The following is a 25,459-nucleotide window of genomic DNA, read 5'->3' on the forward strand; positions in this document are numbered from 1 at the left end:
GAGGCGTTCCACCGGCCGAGGCACCGGCGCGGGGTCAGCCAGGCGTCACCAGACGTGCCTCGTACGCGAACACCGCCGCCTGCGTCCGGTCCCGCAGCCCCAGCTTCACCAGGATCCGGCTCACATGCGTCTTGATCGTCGACTCGGCGACCACCAGGCGCCCGGCGATCTCCAAGTTCGACAGACCCTGCGCGATGAGGACCAGCACCTCCGTCTCCCGCTCGGTCAGCTCCCCGTACGCCGCGTGCGCGGAGGGAGCGAGGCGCGGGCCCTCGGACAGCTTGGAGAACTCCGTGATCAGCCGCTTCGTGACCGAGGGGGCGAGCAGCGCCTCGCCGGCCGCCACGATCCGCACTCCGTCGGCCAGCTGCCGTGCGGAGGCGTCCTTGAGCAGAAAGCCCGAGGCCCCCGCCCGCAGCGCCTGGTACACGTACTCGTCGAGGTCGAACGTCGTCAGCACCAGCACCTTCGCCGACCCGTCCGCGGCGACGATCTCCCGGGTCGCCTCGATGCCGTTCATCTCCGGCATGCGGATGTCCATCAGCACGACGTCCGGGGACAGTTCACGGACCCGCTCGACCGCTTCCCTGCCGTTGACCGCCTCCCCGACGACCTCGATGTCCGGCATCGCCCCGAGGAGCACCGAGAAGCCCTCCCGGACCATCATCTGGTCGTCGGCGATCAGTACGCGGATGGCGCCCGTCGTCACGCGGAGTCCTCCGCCGTGGCCACCGGCAGGTACACCGTCACCTCATACCCTCCGTCGTCCGTCCGCCCCGCCGTCATCTCCCCGTTCAGCATCGCGACCCGCTCGCGCATGCCCGTGATGCCGTGTCCCGCACCGTGCGTCGACTTCTTCAGGGTGTCCTGCGGCGCCGGTCCGTTGACCACGCGCAGGCCGAGCCCGCCGAGCACATAGCCGATCTCCACGCGGGCAGGCGCCCCCGGGGCGTGCCGCAGCGCATTGCTGAGGGCCTCCTGGACGATGCGGTACGCCGACAGCTCGACGCCCTGCGGAAGTTCCCGCACCGCGCCCGTGACCACCTTTTCCACGTCCAGGCCCGCCTCACGCACGTTCGCCAGCAGGGCGTCCAGGTCGGCGAGGGTGGGCTGCGGGGCGTCCGGGGACTCGTAGTCCTCCGCCCGTACGACACCGAGCACCCGGCGGAGCTCGGTCAGGGCCGCCACCGCGTTCTCCCGGATCGTGGCGAACGCCTTCTCCAGCTCCGGCGGCGGGTTCTCCACTCGGTAGGGAGCGGCCTCCGCCTGGATGGCGACCACCGACATGTGGTGGGCGACCACGTCGTGCAACTCGCGGGCGATCGTGGTGCGCTCCTCGAGCAGCGTGCGCCGGGAGCGCTCGTGCGCGGTCACCGTCTGCTGGGCGGTCATCTCCTGCTCGGCGCTGCGGCGGGTGTGCCAGATGGTGACGGCCAGCAGCGCCAGGGCGGACAGGACGAGCATGGGCGCCGAGTTGTTGCTGAAGTGGTAGCCGAACGCGGCCTCGACGACGAAGGCGTAGACCGCGGTGATCACCCACATCCAGGCCGCCGTGCGCGGCCGGGTGCGTATCGCCACCACGGTGAGCACCGTCAGATGCGCGATGAAGCTGCCGGGCTGCCAGGGCCAGTCGCCGAAGACGCCGGCGACCACCGAGGAGGCCGCGGTCGCCATCAGGGACACCCAGAAGGCCCCGACCGGGCGGACCAGGGTGAGCAGCACCGGCACCAGGGCCAGCAGGCCGGACACCGAGGCCGCGGGGCCGCTGCCCTCACCGGCCCAGCCGGCGAACATCGCCAGCAGTCCGGCCGCGACCACCAGGGCGTGCGGCCACCAGGCCGCGTACTCCCGCGCGCGGCCGGACATCCGCCGGCTCAGCACGCCGTCGACGCTCCTGCGAGGCAGCGGACGGTAGGCGAACGCGTCGTGGAAGAGGTCCTGTCGCAGCCCGCGCAGGGCCTCCACGGCCGCCCGGTACTCCGGGCTGCGCGGTATGTACGGGCCGGACGCACCGTCCGGTGCCGTCTGCCTCTGGGTCGTCTCGGTCACGCTTGACACGGTAGGCGGAGGCGGGGCCGGGGGTCGTCACCAGTGAGGGGGCCTTGGGCATCCGTCTCAAGTACTACGGGCCGGGGTCTCCCCGCCGGGCTCAGTACCCCGCCGGCCGGACCAGCCCCGACTCGTAGGCGAACACCGCCGCCTGCGTCCGGTCCCGCAGCCCCAGCTTCACCAGGATGCGGCCCACATGGGTCTTCACGGTCAGCTCGGCCACCACGAGCCGTCCGGCGATGTCCGCGTTCGCCAGACCCTGGGCGCCGGCGCTCCCGCACCACCAGGTCCTCGGCGGACCGCCTCCGACGCCGAGGCTCCCCGCCTTCGGCCCGATCGTCTCCCTCGCTCCCGGGAGCGCCCCGCGCCCCGGCGTCCTGCCGGTGCCGCTGGACGTCCCCGGCGCTGCGGCCGCCTCCGGTCCGCCCGTCCGCGTCCGTGACCGCGGCCTCGTGCCTCCGCCGCAACCCCATGGTGTCCTTCCCTCCCGCTCGGCCCGCACATCGGACCGTCACGGGAAGTTACGGAGCCTCACACGTCGTCGGCGTCACACTGTGGAGCTCACATCCGGGGTGGCTCCCAGGTACTACGGGTCTGACCGGGGACTCCCGGGCGACCCTCGACCCGCCTCTTTCATCGCCGGCTCGGGAGCTACCACGCCAACTGGGCGATCTCCTCCGCCACCACGGCGCACGCGTCCGCCGCCGGGTCGATCAGCGGGAAGTGACCGACGTCCTCGAGCAGCGTGAAGCCGACGACCTCGCCCGCCTTCGCCGCCGCATCCGCGTACGCCTCGGCGACCACATGCGGGACCACGACATCCGCGCGTCCCTGGACGAGGGTGGTGGCGATACCGGTGGGCAGCAGCAACGCCGGGTCCACATGCGGACGCCGCTCCGCGAACTGCGCCTGGCCGCCCAGGAACTGGGTCACCGCCCCGCCGCACACGTCCAGCTTCTCGGCGGCGTGGAAGTCCGCGATCGGGGCCAGCGCCACCACACCGCGCAGCGGTGCCGGACGGTCCGTGCGCCACGGGGAGCCGGACGGGAGGACATGGCGGGCCGCCGCCCACAGCGCGAGGTGGCCGCCCGCCGAGTGCCCGGTGATCACCATGCGGCGCGGATCGGCCTGCGGCAGCGCCTCGCGGACCAGCGCCGGAAGCGCGTCGAAGGCGGCCGCGACATCGTCGAGCGTGTCGGGCCAGCGGCCCGCGACCGCTCCCGTGGCACCGCCCGCGCCCGCGTCCGGGGCCGACGACCCGTCGGTCTGGGACGGGATGAGCGCGCCCCTGCGGTACTCGACGTTGGCCACGGCGAAGCCCCGGCGGGCCAGGAAGTCCGCGAAGGGGGTGATGTGCCGCCGGTCGTAGGCCGACCGCCACGCGCCGCCGTGCAGAACGACGACGAGGGGGGCCTGGTCCGGCGCCCCGCCCGGCTCCGTCCCGCGCGGTGCGTAGAAGTCGATCACTTGGTCGGGATGGGCGCCGTAGGCGGCGGTGGCGTCCGGCTCCACCGGCGGATGGGAGAAGGCGGACGCCTCCTCGGCGGCGTCGCGTGCCGCGGCGTCCCGGGCTGCGGCGGCACGCGCGGCGGCCTGCCCGTCCAGGGCGTCTCCCCGGCCGGTCGCGTCCCCTGCGGTCGCGCCGGCTCCGGTGGACGCGTCGTCCGGTTCTGCGGCATCGCGGGGGGCGGCGTCGGACATGCTCCAACCTCTCAGCGGCGAAACGAGATTCGTGCGCGGTGGCCGGAAGGTGATCGGCCGTTGGCGGGGACGGTATCAGGCGTCCGGCGTGCACCGGCGGGGGGTGGTCACGCTCGGTGAGGAGCACACGCTTCTGCGATCTCCGCGTGACATCTGCGGAGTCGGCACGGGTGCCGAGACCCTGCGGATCTGGGGGCCCGTTGCCATGCCAGGCCACGGGTGCCGAGACCCCACGGATCCGCCGGGCCCCGCTCCCCTGCCAGGCACGGGTGCCGAGACCCCACGGATCCGCCGAACACGCTCCCACGCCCAGCACGGATGCCGGAACCACACGGATCCGCCGGGCCCCGCTCCCCTGCCAGGCACGGGTACCGAGACCCCACGGATCCGCCGAACACGCTCCCACGCCCAGCACGGATGCCGGAACCACACGGATCCGCCGGGCCCGCTCCCCTGCCAGGCACGGATGCCGAGACCACACGCCGACCGGCCCCCGGCGGAGACCCGCCGGTGCCTCCATGCTCGCCCCCGCCCGCCCGACTGTCACGCCTGACGCCACCGAACTCCGCCGCACGGCCTCCCCGGCGTACCACTGGGCAGCCGGGAGGGCCGATCACGGACGACGCCGTCTGTGAGGACGGGCGCGCCCCGCAGTCAGGACACGCCCCCTCAGGGTCAGCAGGACAGGCCCGGCGGACCCGTCCCTCTCTCAGGACAGTGTCTCCGCCAGGATCCTGGCCGCACGCTCGGCGTCCGCGAATCCCACGTACAGCGGCGTGAAACCGAAGCGCAGCACGTCCGGCGGCCGGAAGTCGCCGACCACGCCGTTGTCGATCAGCCGCTTCATCACGGTCCCGGCGTCCCGGCACCGCAGCGCCACCTGACTGCCCCGCTCAGCGTGCCCGGCCGGGGTCAGTGACTCCACCGCGCCCTCGGGAACGTAGGCCGCCACGCACTCCAGGAAGAAGTCCGTGAGCGCCAGCGACTTGGCGCGCACCGCGTCGATCGAGACGCCGTCCCACACCTCCAGCGCCGCCTCCAGGGCGAGCATGGACAGGATGTCCGGGGTGCCGACACGACCGCGCAGGGCGCCCGCCACCGGTGCGTAGGCCGGCCGCATGCCGAAGGGTTCCGCGTGCGAGTTCCAGCCCGGCAGCGGGGAGTCGAAGCGTTCCTGCAGGTCCTGCCGTACATACAGGTACGCGGGCGAGCCGGGGCCCCCGTTCAGGTACTTGTAGGTGCAGCCGACCGCCAGGTCGACCCCGTGCTCGTCCAGGCCCACCGGCAGCGCACCCGCGCTGTGGCACAGGTCCCAGACCGCGACGGCGCCCGCCGCGTGCACGGCGGCCGTCAGCCCGGGCAGGTCGTGCAGCCGGCCCGTGCGGTAGTCGACGTGGTTGAGCAGCACCGCCGCCGTACGTCCGGTGAGGGCTCCGGGCACCTCGGCCGGGGGCACCGGGCGCAGGGTGCAGCCGGTCATCCGGGCCGCCGACTCGGCGATGTACCCGTCCGTGGGGAACGTGGTCGCGTCGACCACGATCTCGTCCCGGCCCTCGCCGCCCTCCGCGGCCAGCCGTACGGCCGCCACCAGTGCCTTGAAGACGTTGACGCTGGTCGAGTCGCCCACCACGATCTGCCCGGGCGCCGCTCCGACCAGCGGCGCGATCAGGTCGCCGATCCGCTCCGGCGCCGTCCACCAGCCGCTCTCGTCCCAGGACCGGATCCGCAGTGACCCCCACTGCCTGCGGACCACATCCTGCATGCGCTCCGGCACGGCGGCCGGCAGCGCGCCCAGCGAGTTCCCGTCCAGGTAGACGGTCTCGTCGAGCACGAACTTGGTGCGCAGTGCGGCCAGTTCGTCGGCCGCGTCCAGCTTCTGCGCTCTCAGGATGGATTCAGACATACGACCGCGCCGTCCACAGCTCGGGGAACACGTTCTTCTGCGTCCGCTTCTCCAGCCAGGCCACGCCGGCCGAACCGCCCGTGCCGGACTTGGCGCCCATCGCGCGGCGGGTGGCCACCAGGTGGTCGTTGCGCCAGCGCCAGACCAGCTCGGCCACATCGGTCATCGTCTCGCCCAGCCGCGCGAGCTCGTCCATCGGATCCCCGGAGTAGAGGGCGACCCACGCCGCCTCGACCTCGGCCGACGGCTCGTAGCGCTGGGAGACGTCACGGCGCAGCACGGTGTCCGGGATCGCGTGTCCGCGCCGTGCGAGCAGCCGCAGCACCTCGTCGTACAGGCTCGGCTCGTGCAGGGCCTTCTCCAGCTCCGCGTGGACACGCGGCGCGCCCCGGTGCGGGACCAGCATGGAGGCGGACTTCTCGCCGAGCAGGAACTCCATACGGCGGTACATGGCGGACTGGAAGCCTGAGCCCTCGCCGAGGGCGGAGCGGTAGGAGTTGAACTGGGCCGGGGTCAACTGGCCGAGCGGCCGCCAGGACGCGTTCAGCGCCTCCAGCTCCCGCACGGACCTCTTCAGCGCGTCGATCGCCACCGGCACCCGGTCCTCGCGCAGAGCCCGCGCCGCGGTCTCCCACTCGTGGACGATGACCGTGAACCACAGCTCCATCACCTGGGTCGTGACCAGGAAGACCATCTCCCCGGGATCTTCGGAGAGGGTGTGCTGGAGATGGGTGAGCACATCCGCCTTGACGTAGTCCTCGTACGGAGTCGTGCCCTGGAAGTCGAGATGCGGGGTCTCGGGCTCCTGAGTCTCCTCGGACTGATGAGCCTTGTGGGACATCCCTGTCTCCTGATGTGTGCTCTGGGTAGCGGTCCGCCCCTGCCGATGCCGGCACGGGGGCCCCGGTCCCCACCCGCATCCTGCGCAACACACCCGGACATCGCAAGGCCCGCCTGGTCACAGGCGGGCCTTGGCACTCTTCGGGGCTAGCCGAGCGTCTGGGCCGCCGTCGGGGAGGAGTCCTTCAGGAACTGCGTGCAGCGCTCGTACTCCTCCTGCTCGCCGATCGTCTGCGCGGCGCGCGCGAGGGCGTGCAGGGCGCGCAGGAAGCCGCGGTTCGGCTCGTGCTCCCAGGGCACGGGGCCATGGCCCTTCCAGCCGTTGCGGCGCAGGGCGTCCAGGCCGCGGTGGTAGCCCGTACGCGCGTAGGCGTACGACTCGACGACCGAGCCCCGCTCGAACGCGTCGTCGGCCAGCTGGGCCCAGGCGAGCGAGGAGGAGGGGTGCTTGGCGGCGACGTCGGCGGGCGCCGTGCCGCTCGCAAGGAGCTCGCGCGGCCCCGGGTCGTCCGGCAGGTGGGTCGGGGGCGGACCCCCGAGGAGGTTCTCGTGAACGGTCATGGGGTCCAGTGTGAGGCATCGGCCTTGATCGGTGCCGGTTGCGCAGGTCCCTCAGGAACGGAAGGTTCCGCCAGGTCCGGGAGGTGCCGCAGACGGTGCGCCGTCCGGCCGCCGGCCGGCGTCGTCGCCCCCGCGCCGCCGCCCACGGTGCACCGGGTGAGGCGGGCGGACGATCAAGCCGGCTTCTCGCCGGGGTCCGTGGCCCTGTGCTGCGGCTCCAGCGGCGGCGCCGTCACGGAGCCGTGGGTGTGGCATTCGGGTCGGCAGCAGTGCGGCACCGGGCGGCGGACGGTCGCGAAGGCGAGGACCGTGCCGGCCGCCAGGACGCCCGCGCACAGCGGCATGGCCCGGCGGAAGGCGGCGTCGAACGCGTCCGCCGAGCGGTACGCCTCCGGGCCCATTCCGGTCAGGAGCGGCAACGCGGCCACGGCGATCAGACCGGCCGCGCGGGCCGCCGCGTTGTTGATGCCGCTGGCCAGGCCCGCCCGGCCGGTGTCCACGGAGGCGAGCACGGTGGCGGTGAGCGGGGCGACCAGCGTGACCATGCCCGCGCCCATGACGAGCACGGCGGGCAGTACGTCGGCGACGTACGAGGCGTCCTTGCCGACGCGCAGCATGAGCAGCATGCCGCCCGCGCAGAGCAGGGGACCGACGGTGAGCGGGATACGCGGCCCGATGCGCTCGGCGAGGGCGCCCGAGCGGGAGGAGAGGAGCAGCATCAGCACGGTCGTGGGCAGCAGGGCCGTACCGGCCCGCAGCGGCGAGTAGCCCGCCACCACCTGGAGCTGGAGCGCGGTGAGGAAGAAGAAGCCGCCGAACGCCGCATAGACGCAGAAGGTGACCAGGTTGACGGCCGTGAACTGGCGGGACGCGAAGATGTCGAGCGGCATCATCGGATTGGCACGGTGCCTTTCGACGTACACGAAGGCGACTCCGGCGGCCACGCCCGCGATCGCCGTGAGGGGCACGGCCACGGAGCCGCCGCGGGCCTCGATCAGGGCGTAGGTGACGAGGGCGAGGGCCAGGGCGCCGAGGGCGGCACCGAGGACGTCGAAACGGCCGTGGGCGCGCGGATCCGCGGATTCCGGTACGTGCTTGACGGCGATGGGCGCGCAGAGCAGTGCGAGCGGGACGTTGAGGAGGAAGACCCAGCGCCAGCCCGGCCCGTCGACGAGCCAGCCGCCGAGGAAGGGACCGACGGCGGCGCCGATACCGCCGAACCCGGACCACAGTCCCACCGCGCGTGCGCGGTCGTCGGGGTGGAAGGAGCCTTGGATCAGCGCGAGCGAGCCGGGGGTCAGAAGGGCGCCGCCGATGCCCTGCAGGGCGCGGGCGGCGATGAGGACACCCGGATGGGGGGCGAGGCCGCACAGGAGGGAGGCGCTCGCGAACCAGACGACTCCGACGACGAAGACCTTGCGGCGGCCGAAGCGGTCTCCGAGGGCCCCGCCCAGCAGGATCAGACCCGCGAGCGTGACCAGGTACGCGTTGACGGTCCACTGCAGGGCGGCGAGGTTCGTATGGAGATCCTTGCCGATGCGGGGCAGGGCGACATTGACGACGGTGGAGTCCAGCAGGGCCATGCTGGAGCCGAGGACGGTCGTCAGGAGAATCCATTTCCCCTGCGCGGAGCCGATCCTTATGGCGGGTACCTGCTGTGCGGTGGTGGCCATGTTCGGATCATCCCGCGTCCGCTGCCGCCGGACCAGACCCGCTCCGGCGGCGGCCACGGGACGGGCGCGCGACCCGGCGGCGGCGGAGGGCCGCCGGGCGCGCACCCGGGCGATCGGTCTTACTTGATCTTCGTGCCCGCGGAACGGAGGTTGTCGCAGGCCTCGATGACGCGCTTGGACATCGACACCTCCGCCAGCTTGCCCCAGGTACGCGGGTCATAGGCCTTCTTGGAGCCGACCTCGCCGTCGACCTTCAGGACGCCGTCGTAGTTCTTCAGCATGTGGTCGGCGACCGGACGCGTGAAGGCGTACTGGGTGTCCGTGTCGATGTTCATCTTGACCACGCCGTTCTCCAGCGCCGTCAGGATCTCCTCCTTGCTGGAGCCCGAACCGCCGTGGAAGACGAAGTTGAACGGCTTGCTCTCGGCCGGCAGGCCGAACTTGGCGACCACGCCGTCGGTCAGCTCCTTCAGCAGGTCGGGGCGCAGCACCACGTTGCCCGGCTTGTACACGCCGTGGACATTGCCGAACGAGGCGGCCAGCAGGTAGCGGCCCTTGTCGCCGAGGCCCAGCGCCTCCGCTGTGCGGATCGCGTCCTCGGCCGTGGTGTAGAGGGAGTCGTTGATCTCGTGCGAGACGCCGTCCTCCTCACCGCCGGTGGGGGTGATCTCGACCTCGAGGATGATCTTGGCGGCGCGGGCGCGCTCCAGCAGCTCCTGAGCGATCTTCAGGTTGTCGGAGAGGGTCTCCGCCGATCCGTCCCACATGTGGGACTGGAAGAGCGGGTTCTCGCCGCGGGCGACGCGCTCCTCGGAGATCGCGAGCAGCGGACGTACGTACCCGTCGAGCTTGTCCTTCGGGCAGTGGTCCGTGTGCAGGGCGATGTTGACCGGGTACTTCTCGGCAACGATGTGCGCGAACTCGGCCAGGGCCACGGCGCCGGTGACCATGTCCTTCTGGTACTGGCCGCCCAGGAACTCGGCGCCGCCCGTCGAGATCTGGACGATGCCGTCGCTCTCGGCCTCCGCGAAGCCGCGCAGAGCAGCGTGCAGGGTCTGGGACGAGGTCACGTTGATGGCCGGGTAGGCGAACTTGCCTGCCTTCGCCCGGTCGAGCATCTCGTTGTAGACCTCGGGGGTTGCGATGGGCATGGTCCGCTCCTTGTATGTGCGGGTGCGTTCTGCGTACTTACGGCCCTGACCTAGGGTGCGACGTCATCGTCGGGCCCATCTTCCCAGACGGGACCGGATGCTTCGGACACCCTGTCCAGCCTGTGGATGACCTCGTCGTCAGTCCAGCCCCAGTTCGTCCTTCGAGTACGCGAACCGGTACGGGACCCCGGCTCCCGCCTCGATCTTCTCGGCCGCGCCCGTGGCCCGGTCGACGATCGTCGCGACGGCGACCACCTCGGCCCCCGCCTCGCGCACCGCCTCCACCGCGGTGAGCGGGGACCCGCCGGTGGTGGAGGTGTCCTCGACGACCAGGACGCGGCGCCCCTCGATCTCCGGGCCCTCCACCCGCCGCTGCAGCCCGTGGGCCTTGGCGGCCTTGCGCACGACGAAGGCGTCCAGCTTCCGGCCGCGTGCTGCCGCCGCGTGCAGCATGGCTGCCGCGACCGGGTCCGCGCCCATGGTCAGCCCGCCCACCGCGTCGAAGTCCAGGTCGGCGGTCAGGTCCAGCAGCACCTGGCCCACCAGCGGGGCGGCCTCGCCGTCGAGGGTGATGCGGCGCAGGTCGACGTAGTAGTCGGCTTCCAGGCCCGAGGAGAGGGTCACCTTGCCGTGCACCACGGCCTTGTCCTTGATCTGCTGCAGCAGCGCGGTGCGCGCACCTGACGGCGTTCCTGCGTAGACATCACTCATACGAGTCAGCTTAAGCGCGCCCCCGACCCCCCCGGACTCCCCCGAGCCTACGGACGGCGCCAGGTCCACGTCGTCGTGGCCTCCAGCGGCTCGATGGGGGTGACCAGCCGCGGAAGGGTGTTGAGACCGTTCGGCGGACCCGTCTGCGGCTCCACGCACACCGCCTCGGACTGCTCGTCGTAGACCACCACCCACTCCTCACGGCTGGTGACCCTCAGTTCCAGCCGCTCCGGCCAGGTGAGGGTGACGTCGACGCCGCCGGGCATCCCGAAGCAGTCGTCCCAGGGGCCGGGCCGCGGGTCGATGCGGTTGCCGGTGGGCAGATGGTCCTCACCGCGCTCCTCCTGCCAGGCGGGGCTGAAGTCGATGCGCGCGTCCTGGCCGTCGAGGGTGCGGTTGAACCAGGGGTGCCAGCCGATCTGGGCCGGGAACGAGGAGTCGTACGTCTCCACGGACATGGTGAGCGTGAGTGAGTCCTCGGCGAGCGTGACGAGCTGGGTGACGCGGCCCGGATAGGGCCAGGGGGCGACCAGGTCGTAGGTGAGGACGGCCTCGGCGGGGTCGGCGCGCGCCACGCGCCAGGCGCCGTCGCGCGCGGTGCCGTGGATGGCGTGCGGCGGCGAGTTGAGGGGCATCCGGTGGACCGTGCCGCCGTCGCGGAACATGCCGTCCCGGATCCGGCCGCACCAGGGGACCATGGGGAAGCACCCGAACCGCTCGCCCTGCCGCAGCAGTTCCGTACCGCCGACGCGCAGACTCCGCACGCGTCCGCCGTTCCCGGGTGCCAGCGCGACCTCCGCGTCTCCCGCGGTCAACGTGATCTCGTCGTTACTCACGAGGCGACCCTACTGGGCCGATCAAGAGCGCGTGCGACGGCGCCGGTGTGCCGTGGCCCGCGGGTCAGCGGCGGCGCCGGAGCATCCGGCCGGCCACGATGGCGGAGGCCACGATCAGGGCCGCCGCCGGGGCCGCCCAGCGCAGGGTCGTACCGGCCGACATGGCCTCGGGGGCGGGGACGGGGGCATAGCGGCCACGCGGGGGCGCGTGGTCGACCTCTTCCGCGCTACGGCCGATCATGGTGCGCCGGGCGTGTGCCGCCTCCGCGGGCGGCTCGCCCTCCACGTCGAAGCCGTCGACCACGAGCCCCTCCTCGGGCTCGTCCTCGTCCACGAAGTCGTCCTCGTCGGCGAAGTCGTCGTCGGCGAAGGGATCGAGGGACGACGGGGGGATCTCGGCGTCGTGGACCGACGGGGCGACGGCAGGGGGTTCCACGGCCGCCTCCGGGGTGTCCTGCGAGGCGGGGGGCGTCTCCCGCGACGCGGCCTCCGGTTTCCCGGCGGGCGCCTGACCCGCTGTGTCCTGCGGCCCCTCGGCCACCGGCTTCTCCGACGGCCCGTCAGTTTCCTTGCCCCCGGCGGACTCCGCGGCCGTATCGGCCTGCTCCGCCGCCAGGCCCTCCGCGAACCGCCCCAGCAGCCGGGCCCCCGCGGAGGCCACCGCATCGCCGGGCAGTTCCGTGATCCGGCCGTCGGCGGCCGCCGTGCCCGAGAACGCGACGGTCGTGCCGCCCTCGGCCGGGAGCAGGCGCACGGTCAGGGACAGCTTCACCGTGCCGGTGCCCCGGGCCTCCGTCGCCTCGGCCTCCACGGCGTACGAGCCGTCGTCCTGTCCGGTGACCCGCAGAGCGCCGCGGTAGGTGATCGTGTGGCCGGCGACGCGCACCTTCAGCCGGCCCGCGACCCGCCCGGTGTCCGCGTCCCGCTGGAGCCCGGGGATCCCACGGGCCAGCCGCGCGGGATCGGCCAGCGCCTCACTGAGCCGCTCGGCAGGAACCGGAACGAACACCTCGTACTCCATACCAGCCGAGCCTACCCAGCAGGGCCCGAACCGCACCCCTGCATCACGGGTTTTGTCCCGGCCGGGGAACCGGGCGGGCTCAGCCGGCGTACCTGGGATGCACCAGCGTCGACGGGGGCAGTCCCGGCACCCGGGTACGGGCCGCCCCCCGTGCGTCCGCCCGCAGGGACGCCTCGGTCAGCGTGCGCGGGCGGGGGGCGTCCGGGTCGAGGCCCAGGACGGGACGGGTACGGGCGGCGAGCACGAAGCCCCAGTCGCCCGGTGCGGCGGCCGCGCCGGGCGAGCGGCCGGGGTCCTTCGTAGGACCGGAGGCGCGTCCGCCGACGCGGTACGGGGCCGTGCGCAGCCCGGCCGCCCGTATCGTCGCCTCGACCGTCCAGAAGACGCGTGGGCGGGAGGTCACCGGGCCCGCGTGCACCACCAGCCGGCCACCGGGCGCGAGCACGCGGAGGGACAGGCCGTAGAACTCCTGCGAGTACAGCTTCGTGCTCGCCGTGCTGCCCGGGTCGGGGAGGTCGGCGATCACCACGTCGTAGGTGCGCCGGGTATGTCTGAGCCAGCGGAACACGTCCGCCGTGCACACATGGACACGCGGGTCGGCGAGGGCGTGACCGTTCAGCGCGGACAGCGCCGGGTCGCGGCGGGCGAGCCGGACCACCGCCGGATCGGGCTCGATCACGTCGACCCGTGAGACTCCCGGATGGCGCAGCACCTCGCGCGCCGCGAGGCCGTCGCCGCCGCCGAGGACGAGCACGCGCGCCTGCGGGCCGCCGCTCATCGCCGGGTGCACCAGCGCCTCGTGGTAGAGGCGCTCGTCAAGGCCGCTCACCCGCAGCCGTCCGTCGAGGAACAGGGCCAGCGGGCGGCCGTGGGTGCCACCGCTCAGCACCACCTCGTGCAGGCCGCTGTGCACCGCGACCCGCACATGGCCGCCGTACACCGCCTGACGGGCCGCTCGTTCGAAGTCGTCGACCAGGACGGCCGCCGCGGCGAGCACGCCCAGCACCACGAGGTTGACGACCAGGAGCAGCCTGCGGCCGCGGCGGGAGAGGTCGCGGCGGAACAGGCCGAGGACGAGGGCGCCGCCCGCGACCGCGTTGATCGCGCCGGTGAGCAGGGCGCCGGTCAGCTGACCGAGCTGCGGGAGCAGCAGCAAGGGGAAGGCGAGCCCGCCGACCAGCGCCCCCACGTAGTCCGCCGCGAACAGATCGGCCACCGCCCCGCCCGCGTCCTGGCGGCGGATCCGCTGGATCAGCTCCATCAGCAGGGGGACCTCGGCACCGATGAGCAGGCCGATGGCCAGCGAGAAGGCGACCAGCAGGCAGCGCGGCCCGCCGGACCAGACGCCACCCCAGTCGCCGGTCCAGGCGAAGACCGCGTACAGGGCCATCGCACTGCAGCCGCCGACGAGGGCGAGCGCCGCCTCCACCGCGCCGAAGCCGGCCGCGGCACGACAGCGGAGCCGTTTCGCGGCCAGTGAGCCGACGCCCATCGCGAAGACCATCACCGAGAGCACGACCGAGGCCTGGGTGACCGAGTCCCCGATCAAGTACGAGGCCAGGGCGACCAGTTCGAGTTCGTACACGAGACCGCAGGCCGCACAGACGAACACGCCGGCGAGCACCAGGAACCGTCCGGTGCCGGGGCGTACGGGCAGCCGCGACCGGTTCTGGCCGCCCTCGCCCCTGGGCCGTGGCACCCCGAGGGGTGCGGGCGCGTGCGGTTCGATCACGGTCGGAACGCTACGTCACACCTGCGCTGGGCCTCGTCACCCACACGTGTGGAAATGCCCGGCACGACGTGACCTCTCCTCACACTCCGGAGGGGCTCAGCCGGGACCGGGTGGGACCCGGCCGGGCCGGCACCTTCACCCCGACCCGGGTCCGCGTCGCCACCAACTGCCCGTCCTGCGGGTACGCGTGCCAGGTGCGCCAGTGGACCTGGCCCTCGTGGTGCTGGGCCAGCATCGCCGTGAACGCGTGCGGGCTGCCCGGGAAGACGCCTGCCAGGCCGTGGGGATGGTCGGAGACCAGGGCCAGCAGCTCCTGGGCGCGGCCCGCGAAGGAGCCGGGAGACAGCACCTCGACCCGTGCCGCGAACTCGTACTCCCAGTCGCCGAGCCGCTTGGCGACGCCCAGGGGCAGGGGTGTGCTGGAGCCCGCGATGCACGCCACCGTCTCCGAGCACGTGCCACGCTCCTCCTCCAGAAGTACCTGGTGGGACGCGCCGAGCAGTCTCAACTGAAGCTGTGTGTCCTCGAGTTCCAGGTCGAGCGTGGCCAGCGCCGGGAGCGGCTCGCGCCCCAGGGTCCAGGCGAGGTCGGCCGCGCGCGTGTCGGTGTAGGAGGTGTTCAGGGTCGTGAGCATGGATCGGCTCCGCTAGCACGCAAAAAAACGGGGAGGGGTGCCGGCGCTCCCCGGTCGGCACCGGAGGTTCGGCCGGCTCAGCCGGTCGGCGCGCCGTCCGGGTCGGCCCGGACGGGCAGAACGCCTTCAGGACGGGCGTCCAGGGGCTGCGTTGATAGTTGAAAGGGAATCATGAACTGTGGCGCCGCAACAGCGTTTTTACCCAAGTTCGTAGGGTTTCCATCCCACCGGGGGCTCAGCAGCGCAATTGTTCAACTATGGCGTGCGCCTGGAGCGTTGATCCGCAGGTCGGAGGCGTTTCCGCCGGGAGGCCGTGAGCGCGCGCCCAAGACAAAGCGCCGATGACGTGCGCCGTCACGCCCCCTGGTCGGGTGATATGCCGAGTGCCCGCCGCACTAGCCCCGGCGGGCACTCGGCATACCGCGGACGCGTCTCCCCCGCGGAGCCGGGCTGCCCCGTGTCAGCTGCCTCCGCCGCATCCGCCCCCGCCGCACGACGACCCGCAGGACGAGTGGCCGCCGCACGAAGAGTGGCCACCGCCGCAGGAGTGATGGCCGCCCGAGTGGTGTCCGCCCGAGGAGGACTCGCTGCCCGCCGAGGCCGCCCCGGCCGCCCACCAGCTGCTGTCGCTGCCGCCGCGGCGCCAGGACGCCCCCCGCGCCCCGCGCGACGAACGGGCCTTCCCGTTCCTGCGGCCGGCCACGATGAGCGCGACCAAAGCGATGCAGATGATCGCCAGACCGATACCGAAGACCATGGCACCGTCCCCCTTTCGAACCCCCGGACCGGCCCCCCGTGGGCCCCTGTGTGTTCCTGGGTGCACGGGGGATGCCCCCACGCTCCCCACGCCAAAGCAGAGTTGAGGAAATTCTGAGGGTCACGACGCGAAAAAGGCCCCTGACCTGCACCGAAGAAGGGACCTTGCAGAGGGGTCCGCAGAGAGGGTGCGTGAAGACGCGGGCGTCGTCATGTGCGTCGGATGACCAGCACGGCCACATCGTCGAGGTGGTCGACCGCGACCGCCGCGTCGAGGATGCGGTCGGCGGTCTCCTCGACGCTCAGCCCTTCGTGGACGGCCTGGGCGGCCAGTGTTCCGGCTCGCTCCAGTCCGGCCTCCAGCGTCAGGCCCGGTCCCTCGACCACCCCGTCGGTGACCATGACCAGCGCACTGTCCTCGCCCAGGGTGAAGGTCCCCTCGCGGTACTCGGTACCGGGCACGACTCCCAGGACCGGCCCGCCCGGCAGCTCACGGACCTCGTGGCTGCCGTCCCTGTGCGCGCACAGCACCGGCACATGGCCCGCGCTGGTGCCGGTGACCCGTCCGTCGTGCGGATCGACCTGCAGCATGGTGCAGCTGGCGAATCGTGTGGGATCCATCGTGGTCAGCAGCTTGTTGGTACGGGTCAGCACGGCTGCCGGATCCGGTTCCTGGGCGGCGATCGCACGGATGGACAAACGGACCTGCCCCATGAAGGCGGCGGCGTCCACGTCGTGCCCCTGGACATCGCCGATCTCCAGCGCGATCGCGCCGTCGGGCATGACAAAGGCGTCGTACCAGTCCCCGCCGATGTCCAGCCCGTCCCGGCTCGGCCGGTAGCCGGCGGCGACCTCCAGGCCCGGGAGGTGCTCGGGCAGCATGGGAAGCATGGTCTGCTGCAAGGCCGTGGCCAGCTCGACGCGTGTCTGCTGCAGTCTGATGCGCCGCAGCGCCTGGCCTGCCAGGTCGGCCAGCGTGTCCATGAGGGTCCGCTCCTCAAGCGAGGGGCGGTGTCCGCTGCCGTAGAACACCATCCACGCCCCCAGTGGCGGATCGCCGGTCTCGCTGAGGGGCGTGACGGAGACCGTGTAGTCGGAGCCGAGCCGGCCGAGCCGCGGATATCCGACCCCGTGCGGCCAGCGGCGGATGTAGTCCTCACGCCCGGTGATGAAGAGCTGCTTGCCGGTGCGGATCGCCTCGGGCAGCGCGCTGGGATGGTCCAGCGGCATGCCCTGCCGGGCCTGGGCTTCCCGCATGGATATCCCGGCGTCGGAGGAGACGTTCAGGCGGCCGTCGTCGACGAGTGCGAGCAGGGCACCCCTGGCGGCGAAGGTCGCGGCGAGCCGGGTCAGGACGACCTGCCGCAGTTCCTGCTCCGTGGCCGCGGTGATCAAGGCGGAGGAGAAGTCCGCGACCTCCTTGGCGCGCTGCCGCTCGGCGGTCAGTGCGGCCTGCGCCTTCTTCTTGCGCTCCTCCTGCTTGGTGTCGTCGCGGATCAACCCGAAGATCCGTTCAGGGCCGCCGTACCCCAGCTGGATCCGGCGGGTCTGAACGGCCAGGTGGTGCCAGCCGTCGTGCGGGGTGAGATACCACAGCCTCACCCAAAGGGGCTGGGCGGGGGCCGAGCGCAGCAGCTGCCGGAAGTCCTCCCGGTCGTCGGCGTGCACCGCCGAGATCACTCGGGAGAGCGGCGCGGTGGGATCCGGGTAGAGCGCGACCAGGGCGGGCAGGCCACTGAGCCACTCCATCTGCTGCTCGCCGGGCGAGTACATCCACAGGCCGAGGTCGCAGGCCTCGGTGGCCAGCCGGAACGGGATCAGCAGGCTGGCCAGGTCGTTGCGCGCGTCCAGGGCATGCACCCAGACCAGATGCTCGTCAGTGGAGGGATCCTTCACCGGCTGCGCCTGGAGCAAGCAGGCGACGGATGCTCCGCCCGGCCCGGGGAACTCCAGCACCCGCATCGCGACCGTCTCCGTCCTGGCGGCGGTCGCCACGAGAATCCCGGCCGACATCCGCTGGCTCGCGGGACACAGATCGCCGAAGTCGCGTCCCAGGCACTGCTCCGCCGGCCTGCCCAGCGCCGTGGCCATCGCCGCGTTGAGGCTGTGGATGGCACCGCCCATCGTCAAGAGAGCCGACGGGTCATCCCTGTGAAGAAGTTCGTCCGAGGCGTCCATCCAGTGGCTCCCTGGCACATACCGAAACAGCCTCTTCCCTTATGTTCGCGCATTTTGTGGCGATTTCTCGGTGAGGGGTGCGTCTGACCGCCCTGCGACGAGTGGCGACGACGGGGAACCGCAGAAAACGGTTGACGGTGGCCTGCGGTACAGGAGCGGAGTACAGCACCCCGGCACCGGCCTCCGTAGACGTGTGCGCGCCAGGCCGGCTGTGGGCCGTCCGGGGGGTGGCCGGCGACGGCGGATGACGGCAGCCCACGACGACTCTCCCCTCCTCGGAGGCGGTGCTTCGGGTTCCGGCGCGGACGGCCGTCCGTGAAGGTGAGTTGAGGAAATCCAGAGCTTGGGCGCAGGATGGCGGCCATGACCTCGAGCGCACGCCCCCTCCTCAACCGCCGGCTCGCCGAGTTCGGGACGACGATCTTCGCCGAGATGTCGGCCCTCGCGGTGAGCACGGGGTCCATCAACCTCGGACAGGGCTTCCCCGACACCGACGGCCCCGAGGAGGTCCGCGAGGCCGCCGTACGGGCGCTGCGCGACGGGCGCGGCAACCAGTACCCGCCGGGCCCCGGCATCCCCGAACTGCGCGAGGCGATCGCCGCGCACCAGCAGCGCCGCTACGGCCTGTCGTACGACCCCGGCACCGAGGTGCTGGTCACCGCGGGCGCCACCGAGGCCATCGCGGCGACCCTGCTGGCGCTCCTGGAGCCCGGCGACGAGGTGATCGCCCTGGAGCCGTACTACGACTCCTACGCCGCCTGCATCGCGATGGCGGGAGGCAGGCGCGTACCGGTCACCCTGCGGCCGCACCACGAGGAGGGTGGCGGCTTCCGGCTCGACCTCGACGAACTGCGCGACGCCGTCACCGACTGCACCCGCCTGCTGCTGATCAACACTCCGCACAACCCGACCGGCACCGTGCTCACCCGCGAGGAACTGCGCGCGATCGCCGCCCTCGCCGTCGAACGCGATCTGCTCGTGATCACCGACGAGGTGTACGAGCACCTGGTCTTCGACGACGCCGAGCACGTGCCGCTCGCCACGTTCCCGGGCATGCGCGAGCGGACCGTCACGATCGGCTCGGCCGGGAAGACCTTCTCCTTCACGGGCTGGAAGGTCGGCTGGGTGACCGCCGCGCCCGGGCTCGTCACGGCGGTGCGCTCGGCCAAGCAGTTCCTGACCTATGTGTCGTCCGGCCCGTTCCAGTACGCCGTCGCCGAGGCCCTCGCCCTGCCCGAGACCTACTTCGAGAACTTCCGGGAGGACATGCGGGCCAAGCGGGACCTGCTCGCCGCCGGGCTCGCGGAGGCGGGCTTCCACGTCTTCAGGACGGCCGGCACGTATTTCGTCACCACCGACATCCGGCCCCTCGGCGAGAGCGACGGCTTCGCCTTCTGCCGCACCCTGCCGGAGCGGGCGGGCGTCGTCGCCATCCCCAACGCGGTCTTCTACGACCACCGCGAGGCCGGGGCCCCGTTCGTCCGCTTCGCCTTCTGCAAGCGCGTGGAGGTCCTGGAGGAGGCCGCCCAGCGGCTCAAGGCCCTCGCCGGCTGAGACCGCCGGCCGCATGCCGGATACCCGGCTCGCCGCCCCGTAGCCCGTGGCACCCCTGGCCGTCAACCGAGTGCACCCCCAGGCGTGGGATTTCCCGTCCGCACGGCCGTGCAAGGTTCGCAAAACGGTCGTGACCGACGCATGGTGCGGGTGTGACCCACGCCAGCACCATTCCGGCCCCTTCCGTAAGGGGCACGGACAACCGCGACCGTGTCCGGCCGGCCGAGCGGAGACAGCGGCGAGTACCGGCCTCGGCCCTCACCGCCCTGGGGCTCTTCGTGGCCGCCCGGCTGTGCGGCGGCCTCGTGCTCGTGGTCGTCGCCCGGGCCGCGGGCAAGCGGCCCCTGCTCCTGTTCGGACGCTCCTGGGACTCCGTCTGGTACCTGCACATCGCGACGCACGGCTACGGGCTCACCCAGCACACCCGCCACGGCATCCACAGCGACCTGGCGTTCTTCCCGTTGTACCCGGCGCTGATCCGCGCCCTGACCACGCTCGGCCTGCTCGACCGGATCACGGCCGGACTTCTGGTGTCCTGGACGGCCGCCGCGGTCGCCGCGTACGGCATCCACCAGCTCGGCCTGCGGCTGTACGGCCCCGCCGTGGCCATCGTCCTCGTCGCCCTCTGGGGGCTCCTCCCGCACTCCGTGGTGCTGTCGATGGCCTACACGGAGCCGTTGCTGACCGCGTTCGCCGCCTGGTCGCTGTACTCGGCCCTCACCGGCCGCTGGATCTGGGCGGGGACGCTCGCGGCGCTCGCCGGGCTGTCCCGGCCCAACGGTTTCGCGGTCGCGGCGGCGGTCCTCGCGGCGGCCGCCCAGGAGGTGTGGCTCAGACGCGGGCGGGGAGTTTCCCACAGGCTGTGGATGGGCGCGGCGCTCGCACCCCTCGGCTGGGCCGGCTATGTGCTGTGGGTGGGCCACCGCAGGCACGACCTGTTCGGCGGCTACTTCACCGTGCAGCGACTGTGGGGGTCGCGCTTCGACTTCGGCCAGGGATCGCTGCGGTTCGCCGAGCACATGATGCTGCACGGCAGCCGTGTGCTCTTCCCGATGGCGCTGGCGATCGCCGCCGTGAGCGCGGTGCTGTTCGCGCTGCTCCTCGCCGACCGGGCCCCGCTGCCACTGGTCGTCTACAGCGGCGTGCTGCTGGTCGTCGCGCTCGGCGGTTCCGGGTTCTTCGAGTGCAAGCCGCGTTTCCTGCTGCCGGCGTTCCCGCTGCTGATCGTGGTGGCGCGGGCACTGGTGCGGACGGCGAGAGCCCGGCCGTGGCACGCCACCGTGGTGGCGAGCGCCCTGGCCGGGCTCTCGTTCATCTATGGGGCGTATGTCGTGGTGCTGGCCCGGTCGCCCCTCTAGCCGGGTCTGGTCTGCCGGCCGGATCTACTCCTCGTCGTCCTCGGGCTTCTCCGAGTCGTCGACGTCCTCCGCAAGACCGAGCTGCTCGACGAGCCACCGGTCGAACTCGATGGCGGCCCGCACCCAGCTGACGGTCGACGAGACGAAGTGCTCGAGGCTGACGCCCGTGCCGATCAGCATCTGCGCCTCACCGATGAGGCGGACGGTGCCGTCGTCGTGCGTGTGGGTGTAGACCTTGGGCCACAGGGTGCGCCGGTTCCAGTCGTCGATGGACTCCAGCAGCTGCGGCTTCTCATCGATCTTGTGCGGCCGGTCGTAGAACGTGCGTACCGAGAAGACCTGCTGGTCGGCCTCGCCGCGGAACATGAAGTATGTCCGGAACTGCTCCCACGGCGCGACGAGGTCTCCCTCTTCGTCGACGAGGTGCTTGAGCTCCATCTGGTCCAGGAGCTGCTTCACGAGGTCCTGATCCGGAACCACGGGGCCCGCCGGTCCTTGCGGCTGCGGTTCGGGCTGGCCCCCGAAGTTCGGAATCGAGGACGGGTCGATGCTCACCGTGTTCTTCCCTTCGTACGGATTCCGCCATCCTCCCCCATGCGGGGAGGGGGGTGGCAACCCCGGGCACGGTGTGTCCGCCGGGGGCGGACAGGATCCGACCGCTCGCCGCCGCCCGGCGGTGTGGAGGCGGAGCATGTCCGCACGATCCGTCGGCGGCTGTGCGCGGCTTTCGCGACGGTGTGTCCGCTGTGGTCATCCTCCGTGTACGCGTGCACGGAGGACCGGGACGACCCGTTCCCGACGCCTTGCCCCACGTCGGCGAGGTGGGAGATCACGTCGGACGGACGAGGGCGGAGGCACCGCCCTCGTCCGTCCACAGGCCCGCGCCGGGGTCCGGCGCCCACGCTCAGAGCGTCTTGCCGGACGCCGGGCCCACGATCAGCCCGTCGCCGAAGGTGTCCACCCGGACCGTGTCGCCGTCCTTGATCTCGCCGGCCAGGATCTCCTTGGCCAGCCGATCGCCGATAGCCGTCTGGACCAGGCGGCGCAGCGGGCGGGCGCCGTACGCCGGGTCGTTGCCCTCGTCCGCCAGCCAGGCCAGCGCCTCGGGCGTGATCTCCAGCGTCAGGCGCCGCTCGGCCAGGCGCTTGGCCAGGCGGTCGATCTGGAGCTGGGCGATCCGGCTCAGCTCGGCCTTCGACAGCGCCGAGAAGACCACGAAGTCGTCGAGCCGGTTGAGGAACTCGGGCTTGAAGGAGGCCCGGACCACCTCGAGGACCTGCTCCTTCTTCTCCTCCTCGCTGGTCAGCGGGTCCACCAGGAACTGGCTGCCGAGGTTGGAGGTCAGCACCAGGATGGTGTTACGGAAGTCGACCGTGCGTCCCTGACCATCCGTCAGACGGCCGTCGTCCAGTACCTGGAGAAGGATGTCGAAGACCTCGGGGTGGGCCTTCTCCACCTCGTCCAGCAGCACCACGCTGTACGGGCGCCGGCGCACGGCCTCGGTGAGCTGTCCGCCCTCCTCGTAGCCGACGTACCCGGGGGGCGCGCCGACCAGCCGGGCGACGCTGTGCTTCTCGCCGTACTCCGACATGTCGATGCGGACCATCGCCCGCTCGTCGTCGAAGAGGAAGTCGGCCAGCGCCTTGGCCAGTTCGGTCTTGCCGACACCGGTGGGGCCGAGGAAGAGGAACGAGCCGGTCGGGCGGTCCGGGTCGGCGATACCGGCCCGGCTGCGACGCACTGCGTCCGACACCGCGCGCACGGCCTCGCCCTGGCCGATGAGCCGCTTGCCGATCTCGTCCTCCATGCGCAGCAGCTTCTGCGTCTCGCCCTCGAGGAGCCGTCCGGCGGGGATACCGGTCCAGGAGGCCACGACGTCCGCGATGTCGTCGGGGCCGACCTCGTCCTTGACCATCGTGCCCTTGGACGCCTCCTCCTCGGCCTCCGAGGCCGCCTCCAGCTCCTTCTCGACGGCCGGGATCTCGCCGTACAGCAGCTTGGACGCGCTGTCGAAGTCGCCGTCGCGCTGGGCCCTTTCGGCCTGGCCGCGCAGCTCGTCGAGCTTCTCCTTCAGCTCACCGACGCGGTTGAGGGACTGCTTCTCCTTCTCCCAGCGGGCGGTCAGGCCGCGCAGCTCCTCCTCCTTGTCGGCGAGGTCGCGGCGCAGCTTCTCCAGCCGCTCCTTGGAGGCCTGGTCGGTCTCCTTGCTCAGGGCCAGCTCCTCCATGCGCAGCCGGTCCACGGCGCGCTGGAGCTCGTCGATCTCGACCGGGGACGAGTCGATCTCCATACGCAGCCGCGAGGCCGACTCGTCGACCAGGTCGATGGCCTTGTCGGGCAGGAAGCGGGAGGTGATGTACCGATCCGAGAGGGTGGCGGCCGCGACCAGCGCGCTGTCCGCGATCTGCACCTTGTGGTGCGCCTCGTACCGGCCCTTGAGCCCGCGCAGAATCGCGATGGTGTCCTCGACGGTCGGCTCGGCGACCAGCACCTGCTGGAAGCGCCGCTCCAGCGCGGGGTCCTTCTCGATCCGCTCGCGGTACTCGTCCAGGGTCGTGGCACCGACCATGCGCAGCTCACCGCGGGCCAGCATCGGCTTGAGCATGTTGCCGGCGTCCATGGCGGAGTCGCCGCCGGCGCCGGTGCCCACGACGGTGTGCAGTTCGTCGATGAAGGTGATGATCTGGCCGTCGGAGTCCTTGATCTCGGCGAGGACCGTCTTCAGGCGCTCCTCGAACTCGCCGCGGTACTTGGCACCCGCGACCATGGCGCCGAGGTCCAGCGCGACCAGCCGCTTGTCCTTCAGGGACTCGGGCACGTCGCCCTTCACGATCCGCTGGGCGAGCCCCTCCACGACGGCGGTCTTGCCGACGCCGGGCTCACCGATCAGCACCGGGTTGTTCTTCGTGCGGCGGGAGAGCACCTGCACCACGCGGCGGATCTCCTGGTCCCGGCCGATGACCGGGTCCAGCTTGCCGTCGCGCGCGGCGGCGGTGAAGTCGGTGCCGAACTTCTCGAGCGCCTTGTACTGGCCCTCCGGGTCCGGGGTCGTCACCCGGCGTCCTCCCCTGGTCTTCTGGAATGCGTCCAGGAGCTTCTTGGCGTTCGCTCCCTGCCGGGACAGTACGTCCCCGGCGGCGCCGCCCTTCGCGGCGATGCCGATGAGCAGGTGCTCGGTGGAAAGGTAGTCGTCACCGAGGTCCTTGGCGCGCTGGGTCGCATCGGCGATCACGGCCAGCAGCTCGCGGTTGGGCTGGGGCGGCGCGACGGTCGAGCCGGTCACGCTGGGCAGACCGGCGAGTACGCGCTCCGCACCGGCCCGCACGGAGGCCTGGTCGGCGTCGACGGCGGCCAGCAGGTCGATGATGTTCTCGTTGTCCTGCCCCTCGAGCAGCGCGAGGAGCAGATGGGCGGGGGTGAGGTCCGGGTGGCCCTCGGACACGGCCCGGTTACTGGCCGCATTGATCGCGTCCCGGCTCCTGTTGGTCAGCTCCGCGTCCACGTTCGCCTTCTCCTCCTTGCGTCGGCCGCGCTCAGACGTTCTCTTCCAGGTCTTTCAGGTCTTCCAGTGTGACTGAAGCAACCTGCACAAAGTTGAGTCTATTCCACTCAAGGCGGTGAACGGGAGGGACAACCACTAAGTTCCGAACCATGGCCACGTACTCCGTAGACCCGGGCGCACCCGACACCTCGTACCTCAGGTTCTGGCGGGAGCGGCACCTGTGCACGCTGACCACCCTGCGCCCGGACGGCAGCCCGCACGTCGTTCCGGTCGGAGTGACGTACGACCCCGAGGCGGGGCTGGCGCGGGTGATCACCAACAAGGCGAGCGCGAAGGTGGGGCACGTGGCGGCCGCGGGCCCGGACGGGGCACAGGTCGCGGTCTGCCAGGTGGACGGACGGCGCTGGGCGACGCTGGAGGGCCGCGCCCGGATCTCGGCGGACCCGGAGCGGATCGCCGACGCGGAGCGGCGCTACGCCGAGCGCTACGGACGGGTGCCGTCGCCCAACCCCTCACGAGTGGTGATCGAGATCACCCTGACCCGGGCGTCGGGGCGCGGCTGATTCCGGCCATCTACGGCTTCGGTGGATATCCGGAGATGTCCCGGGAAACTGCAGCGGCGTCACCGTGTTCAGGTCACGGTGACGCCGCTGCGGGGGGAAGCACCTGAGCGATCTGTTACGACGGGGGAATCGCGTCAGGCACTGCGGGGGGTGGCTGAGATGGCCCTCACTTCCGGAGTGCCCGGCTCGGCCAGCCGGTGGTCACCCCGGTCGAGGTTCACAAAGATCATTCCGTACCGTATGGCACACCGCACCGGCTGTGGCGCCCCCCGAGGCCGCCGCAGAAGACGGTATGCCCGCACGTCCTCTTCATCGTCCCGGGTGACGACCACAGGTTCTCCGAACACCGTCACCATCAACGAGTCGCCACTGTGGGGAATGGCTGTGACCAGGTCGATGAAGTGCCAGCCGGAACGGTAGGCGGTGGCCATTTCCCGCCGGAACGAGCGGTCGTCGGGAGGATTGGTCACGTCAGCCCCTCACACGGCCGTCCGCGGGCATCACGGGCCAGCTGGTGTCGTTGACGTGTGCAGTGGACTTGACCACCGCCGGCCAGCTGGTGTCAGCTCGACTGTCACCCTTCTCGCCGGTGAGGCCGCTCAGCGCGCCCAAGGCCACAACGGCGGTGAAGGCGACGGCAAGCACCGAGCGAAGCATTTTCTTACCCATAGTCGGCCTCGTCCTCACGTGAAGGTCCCCTCTTCCCCCGTCCGGTACGACGATGGCTCATTCGGGC

21 protein-coding genes and 1 pseudogene are annotated in these 25,459 nt (G+C 71.8%); 3 read left to right on the forward strand and 19 right to left on the reverse strand.

Features of this window, described 5'->3' with window-relative positions; translation table 11 throughout:
• Window positions 1–34 precede the first annotated feature (34 nt).
• From ABZ904_RS14215 to ABZ904_RS14285, 15 genes and pseudogenes are all read right to left on the reverse strand, one after another.
• Window positions 35–709 carry a response regulator transcription factor gene (locus ABZ904_RS14215; protein ID WP_359395652.1) on the reverse strand — a complete coding sequence of 225 codons (675 nt, stop codon included), beginning with the start codon at window positions 707–709 and terminating at the stop codon, window positions 35–37.
• Window positions 706–2,049 (reverse strand): histidine kinase, encoded by a 1,344-nt coding sequence (locus ABZ904_RS14220; protein ID WP_361823252.1) that lies wholly within the window; start codon window positions 2,047–2,049, stop codon window positions 706–708. Before ABZ904_RS14220 ends, ABZ904_RS14215 begins: the two co-directional genes overlap by 4 nt.
• A 100-nt stretch (window positions 2,050–2,149) precedes the next feature.
• Window positions 2,150–2,314, reverse strand: a pseudogene (locus ABZ904_RS14225) (LuxR C-terminal-related transcriptional regulator); the annotation flags it as partial.
• Window positions 2,315–2,700: 386 nt separating this feature from the next.
• A complete protein-coding gene (locus tag ABZ904_RS14230; RefSeq protein ID WP_359395648.1) occupies window positions 2,701–3,750 on the reverse strand; it encodes an alpha/beta hydrolase in 1,050 nt (349 codons plus the stop codon).
• Window positions 3,751–4,459: 709 nt separating this feature from the next.
• Window positions 4,460–5,653, reverse strand: coding sequence for a kynureninase (kynU, locus tag ABZ904_RS14235; RefSeq protein ID WP_361823255.1), 1,194 nt, complete (start codon window positions 5,651–5,653; stop codon window positions 4,460–4,462).
• Entirely contained in the window at window positions 5,646–6,494 is an 849-nt protein-coding gene (locus ABZ904_RS14240) for a tryptophan 2,3-dioxygenase family protein (RefSeq protein ID WP_359395644.1), read from the reverse strand. Before ABZ904_RS14240 ends, kynU begins: the two co-directional genes overlap by 8 nt.
• A gap of 146 nt (window positions 6,495–6,640) precedes the next feature.
• Window positions 6,641–7,054: a DUF3151 domain-containing protein gene (locus ABZ904_RS14245; RefSeq protein ID WP_359395641.1), complete on the reverse strand. Its 414-nt coding sequence runs from the start codon at window positions 7,052–7,054 to the stop codon at window positions 6,641–6,643.
• Window positions 7,055–7,227: 173 nt separating this feature from the next.
• On the reverse strand, window positions 7,228–8,727 hold the full coding sequence (locus tag ABZ904_RS14250; RefSeq protein ID WP_361823258.1) for an MFS transporter: 1,500 nt from the start codon (window positions 8,725–8,727) through the stop codon (window positions 7,228–7,230).
• A gap of 119 nt (window positions 8,728–8,846) precedes the next feature.
• Window positions 8,847–9,878 carry a class II fructose-bisphosphate aldolase gene (fbaA, locus tag ABZ904_RS14255; protein WP_359395637.1) on the reverse strand — a complete coding sequence of 344 codons (1,032 nt, stop codon included), beginning with the start codon at window positions 9,876–9,878 and terminating at the stop codon, window positions 8,847–8,849.
• 138 nt (window positions 9,879–10,016) lie between these two features.
• On the reverse strand, window positions 10,017–10,589 hold the full coding sequence (gene pyrE / locus ABZ904_RS14260) for an orotate phosphoribosyltransferase (protein ID WP_359395635.1): 573 nt from the start codon (window positions 10,587–10,589) through the stop codon (window positions 10,017–10,019).
• 47 nt (window positions 10,590–10,636) lie between these two features.
• Window positions 10,637–11,425, reverse strand: a complete 789-nt coding sequence (locus tag ABZ904_RS14265; RefSeq protein ID WP_359395633.1) for an aldose 1-epimerase — start codon at window positions 11,423–11,425, stop codon at window positions 10,637–10,639.
• 64 nt (window positions 11,426–11,489) lie between these two features.
• A complete protein-coding gene (locus ABZ904_RS14270; protein WP_361823262.1) occupies window positions 11,490–12,446 on the reverse strand; it encodes an SRPBCC family protein in 957 nt (318 codons plus the stop codon).
• 79 nt (window positions 12,447–12,525) lie between these two features.
• Window positions 12,526–14,178 (reverse strand): polyamine aminopropyltransferase, encoded by a 1,653-nt coding sequence (locus ABZ904_RS14275; RefSeq protein ID WP_361823265.1) that lies wholly within the window; start codon window positions 14,176–14,178, stop codon window positions 12,526–12,528.
• 79 nt (window positions 14,179–14,257) lie between these two features.
• Window positions 14,258–14,812, reverse strand: coding sequence for a DUF2617 family protein (locus ABZ904_RS14280; RefSeq protein ID WP_361823268.1), 555 nt, complete (start codon window positions 14,810–14,812; stop codon window positions 14,258–14,260).
• 966 nt (window positions 14,813–15,778) lie between these two features.
• Window positions 15,779–17,746 carry a SpoIIE family protein phosphatase gene (locus ABZ904_RS14285; protein WP_361823271.1) on the reverse strand — a complete coding sequence of 656 codons (1,968 nt, stop codon included), beginning with the start codon at window positions 17,744–17,746 and terminating at the stop codon, window positions 15,779–15,781.
• Between the two features lie 354 nt (window positions 17,747–18,100).
• Here ABZ904_RS14285 and ABZ904_RS14290 point away from each other — a divergent pair, with 354 nt between their 5' ends.
• Window positions 18,101–19,300 (forward strand): pyridoxal phosphate-dependent aminotransferase, encoded by a 1,200-nt coding sequence (locus tag ABZ904_RS14290; protein ID WP_361823274.1) that lies wholly within the window; start codon window positions 18,101–18,103, stop codon window positions 19,298–19,300.
• Between the two features lie 266 nt (window positions 19,301–19,566).
• On the forward strand, window positions 19,567–20,658 hold the full coding sequence (locus ABZ904_RS14295; protein ID WP_360999933.1) for a mannosyltransferase family protein: 1,092 nt from the start codon (window positions 19,567–19,569) through the stop codon (window positions 20,656–20,658).
• Window positions 20,659–20,682: 24 nt separating this feature from the next.
• On the opposite strand, the gene ABZ904_RS14300 is transcribed toward ABZ904_RS14295, so the two are convergent.
• Both ABZ904_RS14300 and clpB read right to left on the reverse strand, forming a co-directional pair.
• Entirely contained in the window at window positions 20,683–21,213 is a 531-nt protein-coding gene (locus tag ABZ904_RS14300) for a YbjN domain-containing protein (RefSeq protein WP_359395617.1), read from the reverse strand.
• Window positions 21,214–21,562: 349 nt separating this feature from the next.
• Entirely contained in the window at window positions 21,563–24,160 is a 2,598-nt protein-coding gene (gene clpB, locus ABZ904_RS14305) for an ATP-dependent chaperone ClpB (protein WP_360999921.1), read from the reverse strand.
• Window positions 24,161–24,309: 149 nt separating this feature from the next.
• Between clpB and ABZ904_RS14310 the strand changes: the two genes are divergently transcribed.
• Window positions 24,310–24,723, forward strand: coding sequence for a TIGR03618 family F420-dependent PPOX class oxidoreductase (locus ABZ904_RS14310; RefSeq protein ID WP_359395613.1), 414 nt, complete (start codon window positions 24,310–24,312; stop codon window positions 24,721–24,723).
• 134 nt (window positions 24,724–24,857) lie between these two features.
• Here the strand turns inward: ABZ904_RS14310 and ABZ904_RS14315 are convergent, their stop codons facing one another.
• A complete protein-coding gene (locus ABZ904_RS14315) occupies window positions 24,858–25,154 on the reverse strand; it encodes a (2Fe-2S)-binding protein (protein WP_361823354.1) in 297 nt (98 codons plus the stop codon).
• Window positions 25,155–25,194: 40 nt separating this feature from the next.
• Window positions 25,195–25,392, reverse strand: coding sequence for a hypothetical protein (locus tag ABZ904_RS14320; protein WP_359395609.1), 198 nt, complete (start codon window positions 25,390–25,392; stop codon window positions 25,195–25,197).
• Between the last annotated feature and the right edge of the window lie 67 nt (window positions 25,393–25,459).

This window comes from Streptomyces sp. NPDC046900 (assembly GCF_040644975.1).
Taxonomy (GTDB): domain Bacteria; phylum Actinomycetota; class Actinomycetes; order Streptomycetales; family Streptomycetaceae; genus Streptomyces.

Excerpts from the sequence above, each read along its gene's own strand:
- ABZ904_RS14270 (WP_361823262.1), bottom strand. The coding sequence starts at position 12,446 with ATGGAGTACGAGGTGTTCGTTCCGGTTCCTGCCGAGCGGCTCAGTGAG.
- ABZ904_RS14245 (WP_359395641.1), bottom strand. The coding sequence starts at position 7,054 with ATGACCGTTCACGAGAACCTCCTCGGGGGTCCGCCCCCGACCCACCTG.
- kynU (WP_361823255.1), bottom strand. The coding sequence starts at position 5,653 with ATGTCTGAATCCATCCTGAGAGCGCAGAAGCTGGACGCGGCCGACGAA.
- ABZ904_RS14250 (WP_361823258.1), bottom strand. The coding sequence starts at position 8,727 with ATGGCCACCACCGCACAGCAGGTACCCGCCATAAGGATCGGCTCCGCG.
- ABZ904_RS14230 (WP_359395648.1), bottom strand. The coding sequence starts at position 3,750 with ATGTCCGACGCCGCCCCCCGCGATGCCGCAGAACCGGACGACGCGTCC.
- ABZ904_RS14320 (WP_359395609.1), bottom strand. The coding sequence starts at position 25,392 with ATGGGTAAGAAAATGCTTCGCTCGGTGCTTGCCGTCGCCTTCACCGCC.
- ABZ904_RS14240 (WP_359395644.1), bottom strand. The coding sequence starts at position 6,494 with ATGTCCCACAAGGCTCATCAGTCCGAGGAGACTCAGGAGCCCGAGACC.
- pyrE (WP_359395635.1), bottom strand. The coding sequence starts at position 10,589 with ATGAGTGATGTCTACGCAGGAACGCCGTCAGGTGCGCGCACCGCGCTG.
- ABZ904_RS14290 (WP_361823274.1), top strand. The coding sequence starts at position 18,101 with ATGGCGGCCATGACCTCGAGCGCACGCCCCCTCCTCAACCGCCGGCTC.
- ABZ904_RS14310 (WP_359395613.1), top strand. The coding sequence starts at position 24,310 with ATGGCCACGTACTCCGTAGACCCGGGCGCACCCGACACCTCGTACCTC.
- ABZ904_RS14315 (WP_361823354.1), bottom strand. The coding sequence starts at position 25,154 with ATGGCCACCGCCTACCGTTCCGGCTGGCACTTCATCGACCTGGTCACA.
- ABZ904_RS14280 (WP_361823268.1), bottom strand. The coding sequence starts at position 14,812 with ATGCTCACGACCCTGAACACCTCCTACACCGACACGCGCGCGGCCGAC.
- ABZ904_RS14285 (WP_361823271.1), bottom strand. The coding sequence starts at position 17,746 with ATGGACGCCTCGGACGAACTTCTTCACAGGGATGACCCGTCGGCTCTC.
- fbaA (WP_359395637.1), bottom strand. The coding sequence starts at position 9,878 with ATGCCCATCGCAACCCCCGAGGTCTACAACGAGATGCTCGACCGGGCG.